We start from the raw sequence: 14,350 nt of genomic DNA, 5'->3' as shown, positions 1-14,350 counted from the left end.
GGGCGTGGGGCAATGAGCGAGGGGTTTTCGGCCGATTCGACGATCGACTGGGCGGCAGTGGAACTGCCGGATGCCTGGCCGGATCGGCTCGACTGGAAACATCCGCTCACAGGCCTGCGCCTGATGCGCCAGGCCCTGGGCCGCTCCCGCGCCCGTGTCCAGTTGCCCGACGGGCTACCCGGCGCCGACGGCATCGCGAAGTACATCCTCCAGGAATTCCACAACCTGCCCAACGGCAACTACTCCAAGCGCATCAGCGCGGGGTACGCCCGCGGTTTCGACCGCGTGATGATCGGCAGCATGGCGGGCGGCCGCGCCCGCATCGCCCAGGCGCTGGCCGGCGCGCGGCAGGTCGTCGACCTCGGTTGTGGCGGCGGGCACACCGCTGCGGCGCTGAAGGCCTCGGGCATTCCCGAGGTGATCGGCATCGACCCGTCGCCCTACCTGCTGCAGTTCGCCGCGAAGACCTACCCCGACGTGCGCTGGCGCCAGGGGCTGGCCGAGCGCACGGGCCTGCCCGATGCGTCGGTGGATGCGGTCGCCATGTGTTTCCTGCTGCACGAGGTGCCGCCGCGCTACCTGCTGCAGATCCTCGCCGAGGTGCGCCGCATCCTGCGTCCGGGCGGCCGCCTCGCCGTGCTCGAACCGTCGCCCGAGCAGTGGCACCTGTCGGTGTGGCGGGTGTTTCGCCGCTACGGCTGGCGTGGCCTCTACTTCAAGTGGCTGTCGCAGCGCGCGTTCGAACCCTTCCTCGAACCCTGGCACAAGCAGGACTTCGGCACGCGCCTCGCGGAACACGGTTTCCGCGTCGAGTCCGACGACAGCGGGTGCCCCTTCCGGTTCGTGCTGGCCGTCCGCGACGACGGCCCACCGGCCTCTCCCTGAACCTCTTTCCCACGGTCCACCGTCCCATGTCCACTCCCACCGAAACCACCGACATCCTCATCATCGGCGCGGGCCCCGCCGGCGCGGTCGCCGCTGGCCTGCTGCGCAAGCAGGGGCGCCGGGTGCTGGTCGTCGAACGCGAGCAGTTCCCGCGTTTTTCCATCGGCGAGAGCCTGCTGCCGCAGAGCATGGCGTACATCGAGGCGGCCGGCATGCTGCAGGCCGTGGTCGAGGCCGGCTTCCAGTACAAGAACGGCGCGGCCTTCGCCCGCAACGGCCAGTACACCGATTTCGACTTCCGCGACAAGTTCTCGCCCGGCTGGGGCAGCACGTACCAGGTGCAGCGCGCGACCTTCGACAAGGTGCTGGCCGACGCCGCCGAGCGTGCCGGCGCCGAGATCCGTTACCGCCACGAGGTGGTCGAGGCCGACGTGTCGGGTGACAAGCCGCGCGTGACGGTCAAGGACACCGAAGGCCGCATCCACGTGATCGAGGCGAACTTCCTGCTGGACGCCAGCGGCTTCGGCCGCATCCTGCCGCGCCTGCTGAAGCTCGAGCGGCCGTCCGACTTCCCGGTGCGCGGTGCCATCTTCACCCACGTGGAAGACCGCATCCCGCCCGGCGGCACGTTCGACCGCCAGAAGATCCGCGTCACCGTGCACCCGAAGTTCCCGGACGTGTGGTTCTGGACCATCCCGTTCTCCGACGGCCGTTGCTCGCTGGGCGTCGTGGCCCACAACGAGTTCCTGGCCAAGTACCCGGGCAACGAGACCGAACGCCTGAAGGCCATCGTCGCGGAAGACCCCGAACTGTCGGCGCTGCTGGGCGACGCCGTGTGGGACACGCCCGCGCGCACCATCGTCGGCTACGCGTCGAACGTCACGTCCCTGTGGGGCAACCGCTTCGCGCTGCTGGGCAACGCCGGCGAGTTCCTGGACCCGGTGTTCTCGAGCGGTGTCACCATCGCCTTCAAGTCGGCGAGCCTCGCCACCGACTGCCTGGCCCGCGAGGCCGCGGGCGTCGAGGTCGACTGGCAGCGCGACTACGCCCTGCCGCTGAAGGCCGGCGTCGACTGCTTCCGTGCCTACGTCGAGGCCTGGTACGCCGGCGAATTCCAGAAGATCATCTTCCACAAGGATTCGTCGCCGGAGGTGCACCGCATGATCTCGTCCATCCTGGCCGGCTACGCCTGGGACACGAAGAATCCGTTCGTCGCCGAACCCAAGCGCCGCCTGGCCGTGCTGGCCGAGTTGTGCTCGTGACGCGAATCCCCGGAACCCGCCAGGGATACTCGGGTCCATGACCGTCATGACGACCCCCACCATGCACTCCAAACGGTTCTCTCCCGCCGGCCAGTCGGCTTTCGATGCGCGCTTCGACGCGCAGAAGATCGCTTTCGGCCCGGTGGTGTTCCAATGCGTCCGCATCGCCTGGAAGCAGGGCATGCTGGACCGCCTGGCCGAGGCCGGCGAGGCGGGGCTCGACGTGGAGACGCTCGCCGCGTCCGGGCGGTGGTCCGCCTATGCGTTGAAGGTGGTGCTGGAGTCGTGCCTGTCCGCCGGGGTCGTGATGCGGGTCGACGGGCGCTACGTGCTCGACAAGGCCGGGTACTGCCTGCTGGCCGATCCCATCACGCGCATCAACCTCGATTTCATCCACGACGTCTGCTACCTCGGCCTGCACCGGCTGGAAGAGGCGCTGGCCACCGGCACCCCGGTGGGCCTCGAGGAACTGGGCACGTGGCCCACGCTGTACCAGGGGTTGTCCGAACTGCCCGAGCCGGCCCGCACCAGCTGGTTCGCGTTCGACCACCACTACTCCGACACCTCCTTCCCCGACGTGATGCCCGACGTGCTGGCCACCGCGCCGAAGCGCGTGATGGACGTGGGGGCCAACACCGGCAAGTTCGCCGCGGCGCTGCTGGAGGCCCATCCCGGGGTGGAGGTGCGGCTGGTCGACCTGCCGCAGCAGCTGGCGTCCGCGCGCGACCGGGTCGGCGCCACGGGCCAGGCCGGCCGCGCCGAGTTCCACGCCATCGACATGCTCGACCCGGCGGCCGCGTTTCCGGCCGGCGCCGACATCGTCTGGATGAGCCAGTTCCTCAGCTGCTTCAGCGAACCGGTGATCGCCACCATCTTCGAGCGGGCCGCCGCATCGCTCGCCCCGGATGGCCAGGTGCTGGTGCTCGACACGCTGTGGGACCGCCAGCGCTACGACATCGCTGCGTACTGCCTCATCAACACGTCGCCGTACTTCACGGCGATGGCCAGCGGCAACAGCAAGGTCTACGAAAGCACCGACTACCTGCGCCTCGCCGAGGCGGCGGGCCTGGAGCTCGTGACCAGCCGCGACGGCATCGGCTACTGCCACACGCTGATGCGTTTCAGGAAACGGGCGCCCGCATGACCTGGAAGGCCTGGTGCACGCTGCTGCTCGCCGCCGCGCTCGCGGGGTGTGCCGCCACGCCGAGAACCTCGCTGCCGAAGGCGGCGGACGACTGCGCACCCGACCAGGCCGCGCCAGTGTTCCGCCTGTCCCCCGCCTCGCTGGGCAAGGACCTGGCCGTGCAGCAGCAGCTGTCGGTGACCACGCGCGGCCAGACCCAGCGCGTCGACGTGCTGCTGGAGGTCGACGCCGCCGCCGTGCGCCTGGCCCTCGTGGCGATGGGCCAGACGGCCGCCCGCCTGGAGTGGGACGGCCAGAAGCTTTCCGAGACCCGCGCCCCGTGGCTCCCCGCCGTGGTGTCCGGCGAACGCATCCTGAGCGACCTGCAGCTCGCGATGTGGCCCGAGGCCGCGGTGCGCGCCGCGCTGCCCCCGGGCTGGTTCCTCGACACCGTGGCCGGCGGCCGCGTGCTGCGCCAGGCCACCGACCCGGTCGTCGCCGTCACGTATCCTTCCGCATCCCGCATCGAGATCGACCAGCGGCGCGACCAGTACCACCTCGTGGTCGACACCCGAGGCCTTCCATGAACCACGTCCACCTGCAAGCGATGGGTGTCGTCTGTGCCCTCGGCATGGGCGCCCCGGCCGTCCGCGAAGCCCTGTTTTCACCGTCGTTCGCCGGCGTGGTCGAGACCGACCGCTACACGGCCGGCCGCCCGCTGCACCTGGGCGTCCTGCCCGCCGAGGTGGCGCCGCTCGACGGCGCTCCGCTGCGCCAGCGCAGCCGCAACAACGCCGTGCTGGCCGCGGCCCTCGCCGAGATCCGTCCGCAGGTCGATGCCGCCATCGCCCGCTTCGGCCCGCGCCGCGTCGCCATCGTGCTGGGCGTCAGCACTGCCGGGGTCGAGGAGGGTGAACGCGCCAGCCGGATGTGGCAGACCGAAGGCCGCTGGCCCGAAGGGTTCGACTACGCGCTCCAGGAGATGGGCAACGCGGCCGAATGGCTCGCCGGCGAACTGGGCACCTGCGGCCCGGCGCATGTCATCTCGACGGCCTGCTCGTCCGGCGCGAAGGCGCTGATCTCCGGGGCGCGCCTGCTCAATGCCGGCCTCGTCGACGCGGTGGTCGCCGGTGGCGTCGACGCGCTGTGCGAGTTCACCATCGCGGGCTTCAGCGCGCTCGAATCGGTGTCGGCCGCGCGCTGCAACCCGATGTCGGCGAACCGCTCGGGCATCAACATCGGCGAAGGTGCCGCGCTGTTCCTGATGGGCCGCGACGCCGGCCCGCTGGTGCTCGCGGGCTGGGGCGAGGGCTCCGACGCCCACCACATGTCCGCGCCGGATCCCACGGGCCATGGTGCCGTCACCGTGATGCAGCAGGCGCTGGCCCGGGCCGGGCTGGCTGCCGGCGACATCGACTACGTGAACCTGCACGGCACGGCCACGCCGCTGAACGACGCGATGGAAAGCGCCGCCGTCGCCCAGGTGCTGGGCGCGGGCGTGGCCACCAGTTCCACGAAACCGCTCACCGGCCACGCGCTCGCCGCGGCCGGTGCCATCGAGGCCGCGCTCGGCTGGCTGACCCTCGTCGACAACCCGTCGGGCCGGCTGCCGCCGCACTGGTGGGACGGCGCCGCCGACCCGGCCCTGCCGGTGCTGCACCTCGTGGCCCCGGGTGAATCGCTCGGGCGCGCGCCGCGGCACGTGCTGAGCAACTCCTTCGCGTTCGGCGGCAGCAACGCCGCGCTGCTGCTGGGAGCCGCCTGAGATGACCACGTCCTTCCGCCCCGTCGAGGCGTACGTGCCGCACCGCGGCGCGATGCTGCTGATCGACCGCCTGCTCGACGCCGGCCCCACGCACGCCGTGGCCGAGGTCACCGTGCCCGCCGACGGCCTGTTCGTGCAGGACGGCCGGATGCCCGGTTGGGTGGGCCTCGAATACATGGCGCAGGCCATCTCGGCCTGGTCCGGCGTGCGGCACACCGAGGCCGGCGGTACACCGCGCCTCGGCATGTTGCTGGGCACTCGCCGCTACCAGGCGCAGGTGCCCGACTTCGCCGCGGGCAGCGTGCTGCGCATCGAGGTGCAGCAGGAGTTCGTGGGCGACAACGGCCTCGGCATGTTCGCCTGCCGCATCCTCCAGCAGGGCGACGAGGTCGCATCGGCCCGCCTTTCCATCTACGAGCCGGAAGACGGCGCCAGCATTCTCAAGGGTCAGACGTCGTGACTGCCAACTCCACCATCCTCGTCACCGGCTCCAGCCGCGGCATCGGCCGCGCCATCGCGTTGCGCCTGGCGCAAGCGGGGCACGACATCGTGGTGCATTGCCGCAGCGGCGTCGAGCAGGCCGAGGCCGTGGCCGCCGAGGTGCGGGCGCTGGGCCGCGAGGCCCGGGTGCTGTCGTTCGACGTGGCCGACCGCGCCGCCGCCTCGGCCGCGCTGCTGGCCGACGTGGAGGCCCACGGCGCGCCGTACGGTGTGGTGTGCAACGCCGGCATCGCCCGCGACAACGCCTTCCCCGCGATGACCGGAGAGGAGTGGGACGCCGTCGTCCACACCAACCTCGACGCCTTCTACAACGTGCTCAATCCGCTCGTGATGCCCATGGTGCGCCGGCGCAAGCCGGGGCGCATCGTGACGCTCGCGTCCGTGTCCGGCCTGGTCGGCAACCGGGGCCAGGCCAACTACAGTGCGGCCAAGGCCGGCATCATCGGCGCCACGAAGGCGCTGGCCATCGAACTCGCCAAGCGCGACATCACCGTCAACTGCGTCGCCCCCGGCCTCATCGACACCGAGATGATTTCCCCCGAAGTACTGGAAGAAGCCATGAAGATCATCCCGATGCGGCGCATGGGCCGCCCCGACGAGGTCGCGTCGCTCGTCGCGTTCCTCGTGTCGGCCGACGCGGCCTACATCACGCGCCAGGTCATCTCGGTCAACGGGGGGATGGTCGGATGAAGCGCGTCGTCGTCACCGGCGTCGGGGCGCTGAGCCCGCTCGGCCACGACTGGTCCACCGTCCACGCGCACCTGCGCAGCCTGCGCAACAGCGTGCAGCTGATCCCGGACTGGTCCGTCTACGAAGGCCTGAACACCCAGCTGGGGTCGGTGGCCAAGCCGTTCGACCTGCCCGAGCACTACAACCGCAAGACCATGCGCAGCATGGGCCGCGTGGCGGTGCTGGCGGTGCGCGCCACGGAGCTGGCGCTGGCCGACGCGGGCCTGCTGAACGACCCGCTGCTCGGCAGCGGCCGCATGGGCATCGCGTACGGCTCGTCCATCGGCTCGCCGTCGGCCATCGGCGCGTTCGGCAAGATGATCGCGGAGAACACCACCGAGGGCATCACCGCCAACACGTACATCAAGTGCATGGCGCACACGGCCCCGGTCAACATGGGCGTGTTCTTCGGCATCACCGGCCGGGTCATCACCACGTCGAGCGCGTGCACGTCCAGCAGCCAGGGCATCGGCTACGCGTACGAGACCATCCAGAGCGGCAAGCAGGTGGCCATGCTCGCGGGCGGCGCCGAGGAACTGCATGCCATCGATGCGGCGGTGTTCGACACGCTGTTCGCCACCAGCGTGCGCAACGGCGAACCCGAACTCACGCCACGCCCGTTCGACAAGGGCCGCGACGGCCTCGTGCTGGGCGAGGGCGCATGCACGCTGGTGCTCGAGGAGTTGTCGCACGCGCAGGCGCGCGGCGCGCGCATCCTCGCCGAGATCGTGGGCTACGGCACCAACAGCGACGGCAAGCACGTGACCCATCCCAACGCCGAGACCATGGGCGTGGCGATGCAGCTCGCGCTCGACGACGCGGGCCTGCCGGCCAGCGCCATCGGCTACGTGAACGCCCACGGCACGGCCACCGACCAGGGCGACGTGATGGAATCGCAGGCCACGCACCAGGTGCTGGGCGGCCAGGTGCCCATCAGCTCGCTCAAGAGCTACATGGGCCACACGCTGGGCGCCTGCGGTTCGCTCGAGGCGTGGATGACCATCGAGATGATGCGCGAGGGCTGGTTCGCCCCCACCATCAACCTCACCGACGTCGACCCCGACTGCGCCCCGCTCGACTACATCACCGGCGACGGCCGCGCGCTCGACACCGACCTCGTGATGAGCAACAACTTCGCGTTCGGTGGCCTCAACACCTCGCTGATCTTCAAGCGGTGGCCGCACTCGGCCTGACGGGCGCGGTGCTCTGGCTCGACCGCATCGGCCCGCTCGCGGCCGAGGCGGAAGCGGGCCTGCTGCAGTTGCTGTCAGCGACCGAGCAGCAGCGGCTTGCACGCATCAGCTCGGCCAAGCGCCGGGCCGAGTTCCTCGCGGGCCGGCTGCTGCTGCGCCGCCTGCTCGCCGCCACGCTGGGCGGCGAGGCGCGTGACTGGTCCCTGACCGCGGCGGACGACGGCCCGCCGCTCGTGCCGGCCGACGCCGGCGTGCGCCTCGCGCTGAGCCACAGCGGCGGGTGGGTGGCCGGGGCGGTGTCGGCCACGGCGATCGGCCTCGACGTCGAAACCCCGGGCCGCGCCCGCGACGTGCTGGCGCTGGCCGCCAACGTGTGTTCACCTGCGGAGCAGGCGCGCCTGACCGCGTTGCAGGGCCCGGCCCGCGATGCCGCGTTCCGCGAGCTGTGGACGCTGAAGGAGGCGTGGCTCAAGCGCCGCCTCGAGGGTGTGGCTCCCGCGCGCCTCGCGGGCGTGTCCACGCGCCCGGGGGGCGACGATGCGTGGACCTGGGTGTCGCCCGAGGTGACCCTCGCGTGGACCCACGCGGACGGGCCGCCGCGATGGCATCGCGGTGAAGCGGCCTTCGGCGGCCGTGCGCCGACGCCCTGGGGCATCGACGACGACGGCGCGCCGGCTTACTGAAACGCCACTTCGGCGAAGCTGCGCAGCTTGCGGCTGTGCAACTGGTCGACCCCCTGGTCGCGCAGCAGCTCCACCGCGCGGATGCCGATGCGCAGGTGCTGGTCGACGCGTTCGCGGTAGAACGTGTTGGCCATGCCGGGCAGCTTGATCTCGCCGTGCAGCGGCTTGTCGCTCACGCACAGCAGCGTGCCGTACGGCACGCGGAAGCGGAAGCCGTTGGCCGCGATGGTGGCGCTTTCCATGTCGAGCGCGATGGCCCGGCTCTGGCTGAAGCGGCGCTCCGGCGTGGTGGCCGAATGGTGCGATGGCAGCAGCTCCCAGTTGCGGTTGTCGGTGCTGGCCACCGTGCCCGTGCGCATGATGCGCTTGAGCTCGTAGCCCTTGAGCTGCGTGATTTCCTCCACCGCCGATTCGAGCGCCACCTGCACCTCGGCCAACGGCGGGATGGGCACCCACAGCGGCAGTTCCTCGTCGAGCACGTGGTCCTCGCGCACGTAGCCGTGGGCCAGCACGTAGTCGCCGAGGGCCTGCGTGTTGCGCAGGCCGGCGCAGTGGCCCAGCATGATCCACGCGTGCGGGCGCAGCACCGCGATGTGGTCGGTGATGGTCTTCGCGTTGGCCGGGCCCACGCCGATGTTGACCATCGTGATGCCGGCGCGGTCGCCGCGCATCAGGTGGTAGGCCGGCATCTGCGGCAGGCGCGGCGGGGCGATGCCCGTGTCGTCGCCGGGTTCGCGCGGCGAGCCCGCGCGGCGCGTGATCACGTTGCCGGGTTCCACGAAGGCGGTGTACTCGCCGTCGGCCTGCGCCATCGCGTCGTGGCCCAGGCGCACGAACTCGTCGATGTAGAACTGGTAGTTCGTGAAGAGAATGAAGTTCTGGAAGTGGTCGGGCGCCGTGCCGGTGTAGTGGCGCAGGCGGTGCAGCGAGTAGTCGACGCGCGGGGCGGTGAACAGCGACAGCGGGTGTTTCGGCTTGCCGTCGTGGCCCAGCTCGGGCTCGTGGGTGCCGTTGGCGATGCCGTCGTCCATGGCGGCGAGGTCGGGCAGGTCGAACTGGTCGCGCAGCAGCAGGCGGCGCTCGCGGGTCAGGCTGCCCTCCAGGTGGTCGTTCTCGGCGAGCGAGAAGTGCACGGGGATGGGCTGGGAACTCATGCCCACCTCGAGCGACACGCCGTGGTTCTTCAGCAGCAGGCTGAACTGCTCGCGGTAGTAGTCGCCGAAGAGGTCGGGGCGGGTCAGGGTGGTCTCGTACGTGCCGGGCCCGGCCACGAAACCGTAGGCGAGGCGGCTGTCGGCGCGGGCGACGGTGTCGGTGTGCACCCGCAGGTACGGGTAGCACGCTCGCACGTGCTGCCCGAGCGTTTCGCCGGCGACGAACCGCTGCAGGCTGTCCCGCAGGTGGGCGATGCCGGCGGCGTAGATGGTCGACGCATGGGCCAGGGCCGCATCGGCGTCGGTGAAGGACTGCGCTTTGAGGAGGGTGGGGGTGGCCATGGCCCCCATTGTGCGGCGTTCGGGAGGCTCCTGGGTGACACCCCGTTTCGGTGCGATGCCCTAGAGTCACCGGCATGAACGAACCGATCCTCGCCCCGATGTCCGCCACCGTGGTCCAGGTCTGCGCCGGTTCCGGCGACACCGTCCGGGCCGGCCAGCTGCTCCTCGTGCTGGAGGCCATGAAGATGGAACACGAGGTGAGGGCGCCGCGCGACGGCTGTGTCACGTCCCTCCCGGTGGCGGTGGGCGACACGGTGGCCGAGGACGAGGCCCTGCTGGTGCTGGGTGCGCCCGGTCTGGCGGCGGCGGTGGCGAAGGTGGCGGACGACGCACCCCGGGTGAGCGCCGCGACCATCCGGGCCGACCTGCAGGCCGTGCTCGACCGCCACGCGCTGACGCTGGACGCGGCGCGCCCCGAGGCGGTGGCCAGGCGCCACGCCCTCGGCCTGCGCACCGCGCGAGAGAACATCGACGACCTGTGCGAAGCCGGCTCGTTCATCGAATACGGCGCACTCGCCATCGCCGCCCAGACCCGCCGCCGCTCGCTCGACGACCTGATCCGCAACACCCCGGCGGACGGCATGGTGACGGGCATCGGGTCGGTCAATGCCGGGCTGTTCGGCCCCGAGGCCTCGCGCTGCGCGGTGCTGGCCTACGACGCCACGGTGCTCGCCGGCACGCAGGGCATGCGCAACCACGCGAAGACGGACCGGCTCGTCGAGGTGGCCCTGGCCCAGCGGCTGCCGGTGGTGCTGTTCGCCGAAGGCGGGGGCGGGCGTCCGGGCGACACCGATTCCACGGCCGTGGCCGGCCTGCACCTCACCAGTTTCGCGAGCTACGCGCGCCTGAGCGGGCAGGTGCCCGTCGTCGGCATCGCGGCCGGCCGCTGCTTCGCCGGCAACGCGGCACTGCTCGGCTGCAGCGACGTCGTCATCGCCACCCGTGGCAGCAACATCGGCATGGGCGGCCCGGCGATGGTGGAGGGCGGAGGCCTGGGGGTGTTCCGGCCCGAGGACATCGGCCCGAGCGAGGTGCAGTTCCGCAGCGGGGTGATCGACGTGCTGGTCGACGACGAGGCCCGCGCGGTCGCCGCGGCCCGCCAGTACCTGTCGTACTTCCAGGGGCGCATCAGCGAGTGGAGCGCACCCGACCCGCAGGCCTTGCGCCACGTGCTGCCGGAGAACCGCGTGCGGTCCTACGACATGCGCGACGTGCTGCACGGCGTGGCGGACGAGGGCAGCCTCCTCGAGCTGCGGGCCGGCTTCGGCGTCGGCATCTTCACCGCGCTGGCGCGCGTGGAGGGGCGTCCGGTGGGCCTGCTGGCCAGCAACCCGGCCCACCTCGGCGGCGCCATCGACGCCGATGCGGCCGACAAGGCCGCCCGGTTCCTGCAGCTGTGCAACACCCACGGCCTGCCCGTCGTCAGCCTGATCGACACACCGGGGTTCATGGTGGGGCCGGACATCGAGGCCCAGGCGCAGGTGCGGCACGTGAGCCGCATGTTCGTCCAGGCCGCGCACCTGCGCGTGCCGGTGTTCGCGGTGGTGCTGCGCAAGGGCTACGGCCTCGGGGCCATGGCGATGGCCGCGGGCGGGTTCCACGCCCCGGTGTTCACCGCGGCCTGGCCCAGCGGCGAGTTCGGCGGCATGGGGCTCGAAGGGGCGGTGCGGCTCGGCTACCGCAAGGAGCTGGAAGCGGTGCCCGAGGGTCCGGCGCGCGAGGCGCTGTTCCAGCAACTGGTGGCCCAGCAGTACGAACGCGGTCAGGCCACGAACATGGCGAGCGCGCTGGAGATCGACGCGGTCATCGACCCCGCGGACACACGGCGGTGGCTGTCGCTCGGGCTGGCGTCGGCGAAGGTGGGACCCGTGGGGTCACGTCCGGTCGATACCTGGTGACACCGCGGAGGTGGGCGAACCGTTGCCCACCTCGCCCTGGTGCACGATGTCCTGCACCACCGACGCGAAGCTGAACAGCAGCACGAGCATCGCGGCGACCGCGAGGGGCACCAGCAGCCTCGGCGACCGCAGCCACGCCGGTACCCGCTCCCAGGCGTGTGCCACCGTGGCGTTCATGGCGTGACCGGCGCGGCCCAGGCGGCGTCGGGCCAGTGCAGGGCCTGCAGCGCGGGATGGGCGGCCTCGTAGCCGATGGCGTCGTCGCCGTCCGGGTCCTCGCGGTAGGTCTCAGGCGGCGTGCCCCCGTAGTACCAGCGGTTCACGTCTTCCATGCGTTGCTCGTCGTTGCTGCTCATGCTGGCACTCCTGGATGACCCGGCGACACGACAGGTTCATGGAACGAGATCGTGCGGTGTGGGTCCGATCCCGGATATCAGGCGACCGAGCGACACCTCGTAGGAGGATGACTACAGCGCGCGGTCGCCCGCATCCCGGGCGTACACGTTCAGTGAGACACTGGGGTCCGGTTTCTCCTCCGCAGAAAGGTTCCCGCCCGTGGCCCTCGGCAGCCTCATCACCGCGCTCAAGGTCGTCCCGTGGGGCGACGTCATCACGGCCGCGCCGGCCATCGTGAAGGGTGCGCGCAAGATCTTCTCGCGCACCGAGGACGACCCCGCGCCCGTGGTGCCGCCCGGCGCCGACCCCTCCGAGCGGCTGCGGCTGCTCGAGGCGCGCCTGCAGGAGATGGCCGAACGCGAGCAGGCGTCGGCGAAGCTGGTCGAGGCGCTGGCCGAGCAGAACGCCAAGGTGGTCGAGGCCATCGGGGTGCTGCGCGCCCGCGCGCGGTGGCTCATCGCCATCAACGCCGTGCTGCTGGTGCTGCTCGCCGTGGGTGTGGCCTTGTCCTACGGGCGCTTCGGCGGCGGCTGACGCCGCGATCCGCCATCGGCGGGCAGCCGCGGCAGGGGCGCGGCGGGAAGATCCTGGCACCGATTTCTGCCAGTCGAGGTTTCCCATGAATGCCCATCAACGCAGCCTTCCCGCCCTTGCCGTCTTCCTGACCGCCATCGGTTCCGCCGCCGTCATGACCGCCTGCGGACCGGAAAAGGGCGACCCCGTGATGCCTCGCATGGACACCCCAGCCACCGCGGCCGCACCCACGACGCGGACCCAGCCGGTGGCCGAGCGCCGCGCGCCCCCGGTCGAGCGCCACCTGGGCCGCGTGACCGGCGTCGAAGCCATCGTCGAGGCGAAGAAACCCACCGGTGCCGGTGCCGTGATCGGCGGCGTGGTGGGTGGGGTCGTGGGCAACCAGATCGGCGACGGCAACGGCCGCAAGGTCGCCACCGTGGTCGGTGCCGTGGGCGGCGGTTTCGCCGGCAACGAGATCGAGAAGCGCCGCAGCGAACACGTCGTGGGCTACCGCGTGTCGGTTCGCATGGACGACGGCGACACGCGCACCGTGCGCGTGGGCGCTCGAGACGGCCTGCAGGTGGGCGACCGCGTGCGCGTCGAGGGCAACGACCTGATCAGGCTGTGAGCTTGAGCCCGGCGATGCCGAGCATGATGAGGCCCACGCAGGCCAGCCGCATCGGCGAGGCCGAGTCGCCCAGCAGCCACACGCCCAGCAGCACGGTGCCCACCGTGCCGATGCCGGTCCACACCGCGTAGGCGGTGCCCACCGGCAACTCCTTCATCGCGAGGCCCAGCAGGCCGACGCTCGCGACCATCGCCCCCACCGTCAGCACGGTGGGCAGCGGCTTCGTGAAGCCGTCGGTGTACTTCAGGCCGATGGCCCAGCCCACCTCGAACAGGCCTGCGATGACCAGCAGGATCCAGGACATCTCGCACTCCAGAACAGTCGAAAGAGGGCGAGTCTATCGACCGCGGCGACCGCCTTCGGGGTGGCGGATTTACCACCCATTCCCTGACAGGACTTGGCGCGCGCCTGGGCGAAGATGGCATTCCTGTGATGCGAATCCGAGCGAGGTGACCATGGCGCGAAAACCCGAAATCCGTGTCGGCATCGGTGGCTGGAACTACGAGCCCTGGCGCGAGACCTTCTACCCCGAGGGCTTGTCGAAGGCGAAGGAGCTGGCCTGGGCCAGCCGTCAGGTCTCGATGATCGAGATCAACAGCACCTTCTACGGCTCCCAGAAGCCGTCCACCTTCGCCAAGTGGCGCGACGACACGCCCGACGACTTCGTCTTCTCGGTGAAGGCCTCCCGCTACGCCACGGCCCGCCGCGTGCTCGCCGAATCCGGCGACTCGGTGAACAAGTTCATCCACAGCGGCATCTCCGAACTGGGCGAGAAGCTCGGCCCCATCGTGTGGCAGTTCGCCGAGACCAAGGTCTTCGTGCCCGACGACTTCGCCGCCTTCCTCGACCTGCTGCCGAAGGAAGTCGACGGCGTGGCGCTGCGCCACGTGCTCGACGTGCGCCACCCGAGCTTCATGGTGCCCGAGTACCTCGCGCTCGCCCGCCAGCACCACATGGCCACGGTCTTCGCCGACTCCGACGACTACCCCGTGTTCGCCGACGTCACGGGCCCGTTCGTGTACGCCCGCCTGATGCGCACCCAGCCCACGGTGAAGCTGGGCTACACGCCGAAGGCGCTCGACGACTGGGCCGAGGCGGCCCGCACGTGGTCGCAGGGCCAGCACCCGGCCGACCTGCCGCGGGTGGAGGCCGCGCCGAAGGCGGGGTCGGCACGCGACGTGTTCATGCTGTTCATCGCGGGTGCGAAGGAAAAGGCGCCGCTGGCGGCGGGGGGCTTGCTGAAACGACTGGGTTGGGCGCCGGTGGCGGACTGAT

The 14,350-nt window shown here is 71.1% G+C and carries 16 protein-coding genes and 1 pseudogene; 13 read left to right on the top strand and 4 right to left on the bottom strand.

Annotated features, from left to right (window positions below; all coding sequences use genetic code 11):
- The first annotated feature begins 12 nt into the window (after nucleotides 1-12).
- From A4W93_RS25900 to A4W93_RS25860, 9 genes are read left to right on the top strand one after another with little or no spacing between them, the layout of a single operon-like run.
- Entirely contained in the window at nucleotides 13-885 is an 873-nt protein-coding gene (locus tag A4W93_RS25900) for a class I SAM-dependent methyltransferase (protein ID WP_085753361.1), read from the top strand.
- Between the two features lie 26 nt (nucleotides 886-911).
- Nucleotides 912-2,147 carry an NAD(P)/FAD-dependent oxidoreductase gene (locus tag A4W93_RS25895; RefSeq protein WP_085753360.1) on the top strand — a complete coding sequence of 412 codons (1,236 nt, stop codon included), beginning with the start codon at nucleotides 912-914 and terminating at the stop codon, nucleotides 2,145-2,147.
- A gap of 46 nt (nucleotides 2,148-2,193) precedes the next feature.
- Nucleotides 2,194-3,291, top strand: coding sequence for a class I SAM-dependent methyltransferase (locus A4W93_RS25890; RefSeq protein ID WP_218919170.1), 1,098 nt, complete (start codon nucleotides 2,194-2,196; stop codon nucleotides 3,289-3,291).
- A complete protein-coding gene (locus A4W93_RS25885; RefSeq protein WP_085753358.1) occupies nucleotides 3,288-3,857 on the top strand; it encodes a DUF3261 domain-containing protein in 570 nt (189 codons plus the stop codon). Before A4W93_RS25890 ends, A4W93_RS25885 begins: the two co-directional genes overlap by 4 nt.
- Entirely contained in the window at nucleotides 3,854-5,035 is a 1,182-nt protein-coding gene (locus A4W93_RS25880) for a beta-ketoacyl-ACP synthase (RefSeq protein ID WP_085753357.1), read from the top strand. The genes A4W93_RS25885 and A4W93_RS25880 overlap by 4 nt, the downstream gene beginning before the upstream one ends.
- 1 nt (nucleotide 5,036) lies before the next feature.
- On the top strand, nucleotides 5,037-5,495 hold the full coding sequence (locus tag A4W93_RS25875; protein WP_085753356.1) for a hotdog family protein: 459 nt from the start codon (nucleotides 5,037-5,039) through the stop codon (nucleotides 5,493-5,495).
- Entirely contained in the window at nucleotides 5,492-6,226 is a 735-nt protein-coding gene (locus A4W93_RS25870) for a 3-ketoacyl-ACP reductase FabG2 (RefSeq protein WP_085753355.1), read from the top strand. Before A4W93_RS25875 ends, A4W93_RS25870 begins: the two co-directional genes overlap by 4 nt.
- Nucleotides 6,223-7,458 carry a beta-ketoacyl-ACP synthase gene (locus A4W93_RS25865; RefSeq protein WP_085753354.1) on the top strand — a complete coding sequence of 412 codons (1,236 nt, stop codon included), beginning with the start codon at nucleotides 6,223-6,225 and terminating at the stop codon, nucleotides 7,456-7,458. Before A4W93_RS25870 ends, A4W93_RS25865 begins: the two co-directional genes overlap by 4 nt.
- Entirely contained in the window at nucleotides 7,440-8,141 is a 702-nt protein-coding gene (locus tag A4W93_RS25860; RefSeq protein ID WP_085753353.1) for a 4'-phosphopantetheinyl transferase family protein, read from the top strand. Before A4W93_RS25865 ends, A4W93_RS25860 begins: the two co-directional genes overlap by 19 nt.
- Here the strand turns inward: A4W93_RS25860 and A4W93_RS25855 are convergent.
- Nucleotides 8,135-9,637 (bottom strand): AMP nucleosidase, encoded by a 1,503-nt coding sequence (locus A4W93_RS25855; RefSeq protein WP_085753352.1) that lies wholly within the window; start codon nucleotides 9,635-9,637, stop codon nucleotides 8,135-8,137. The two genes, A4W93_RS25860 and A4W93_RS25855, sit on opposite strands and share 7 nt — an antisense overlap.
- A gap of 86 nt (nucleotides 9,638-9,723) precedes the next feature.
- On the opposite strand from A4W93_RS25855, the pseudogene A4W93_RS25850 reads away from it, so the two are divergent.
- Nucleotides 9,724-11,535, top strand: a pseudogene (locus tag A4W93_RS25850) (carboxyl transferase domain-containing protein); the annotation flags it as partial.
- Here A4W93_RS25850 and A4W93_RS25845 read toward each other — a convergent pair.
- On the bottom strand, nucleotides 11,512-11,712 hold the full coding sequence (locus A4W93_RS25845) for a hypothetical protein (protein WP_085753350.1): 201 nt from the start codon (nucleotides 11,710-11,712) through the stop codon (nucleotides 11,512-11,514). The pseudogene A4W93_RS25850 and the gene A4W93_RS25845 sit on opposite strands and share 24 nt — an antisense overlap.
- A complete protein-coding gene (locus A4W93_RS25840) occupies nucleotides 11,709-11,891 on the bottom strand; it encodes a hypothetical protein (protein WP_085753349.1) in 183 nt (60 codons plus the stop codon). The genes A4W93_RS25845 and A4W93_RS25840 overlap by 4 nt, the downstream gene beginning before the upstream one ends.
- Nucleotides 11,892-12,090: 199 nt before the next feature.
- Here A4W93_RS25840 and A4W93_RS25835 point away from each other — a divergent pair, with 199 nt between their 5' ends.
- Together A4W93_RS25835 and A4W93_RS25830 are read left to right on the top strand one after the other, a co-directional pair.
- Nucleotides 12,091-12,465 carry a hypothetical protein gene (locus A4W93_RS25835; RefSeq protein WP_085753348.1) on the top strand — a complete coding sequence of 125 codons (375 nt, stop codon included), beginning with the start codon at nucleotides 12,091-12,093 and terminating at the stop codon, nucleotides 12,463-12,465.
- Between the two features lie 85 nt (nucleotides 12,466-12,550).
- Nucleotides 12,551-13,075, top strand: a complete 525-nt coding sequence (locus A4W93_RS25830; protein ID WP_085753347.1) for a glycine zipper 2TM domain-containing protein — start codon at nucleotides 12,551-12,553, stop codon at nucleotides 13,073-13,075.
- On the opposite strand, the gene sugE is transcribed toward A4W93_RS25830, so the two are convergent.
- Nucleotides 13,065-13,379, bottom strand: a complete 315-nt coding sequence (gene sugE / locus A4W93_RS25825) for a quaternary ammonium compound efflux SMR transporter SugE (protein ID WP_085753346.1) — start codon at nucleotides 13,377-13,379, stop codon at nucleotides 13,065-13,067. The two genes, A4W93_RS25830 and sugE, sit on opposite strands and share 11 nt — an antisense overlap.
- 151 nt (nucleotides 13,380-13,530) lie before the next feature.
- Between sugE and A4W93_RS25820 the strand changes: the two genes are divergently transcribed.
- A complete protein-coding gene (locus A4W93_RS25820; RefSeq protein WP_085753345.1) occupies nucleotides 13,531-14,349 on the top strand; it encodes a DUF72 domain-containing protein in 819 nt (272 codons plus the stop codon).
- The last annotated feature ends 1 nt before the right edge of the window (nucleotide 14,350 follow it).

The sequence above is a fragment of the Piscinibacter gummiphilus genome, assembly GCF_002116905.1.
GTDB lineage: Bacteria > Pseudomonadota > Gammaproteobacteria > Burkholderiales > Burkholderiaceae_C > Rhizobacter > Rhizobacter gummiphilus.
The sequence above is the reverse complement of the archived record's forward strand: the minus strand, read 5'-3'. Positions and strand labels throughout refer to the sequence as shown.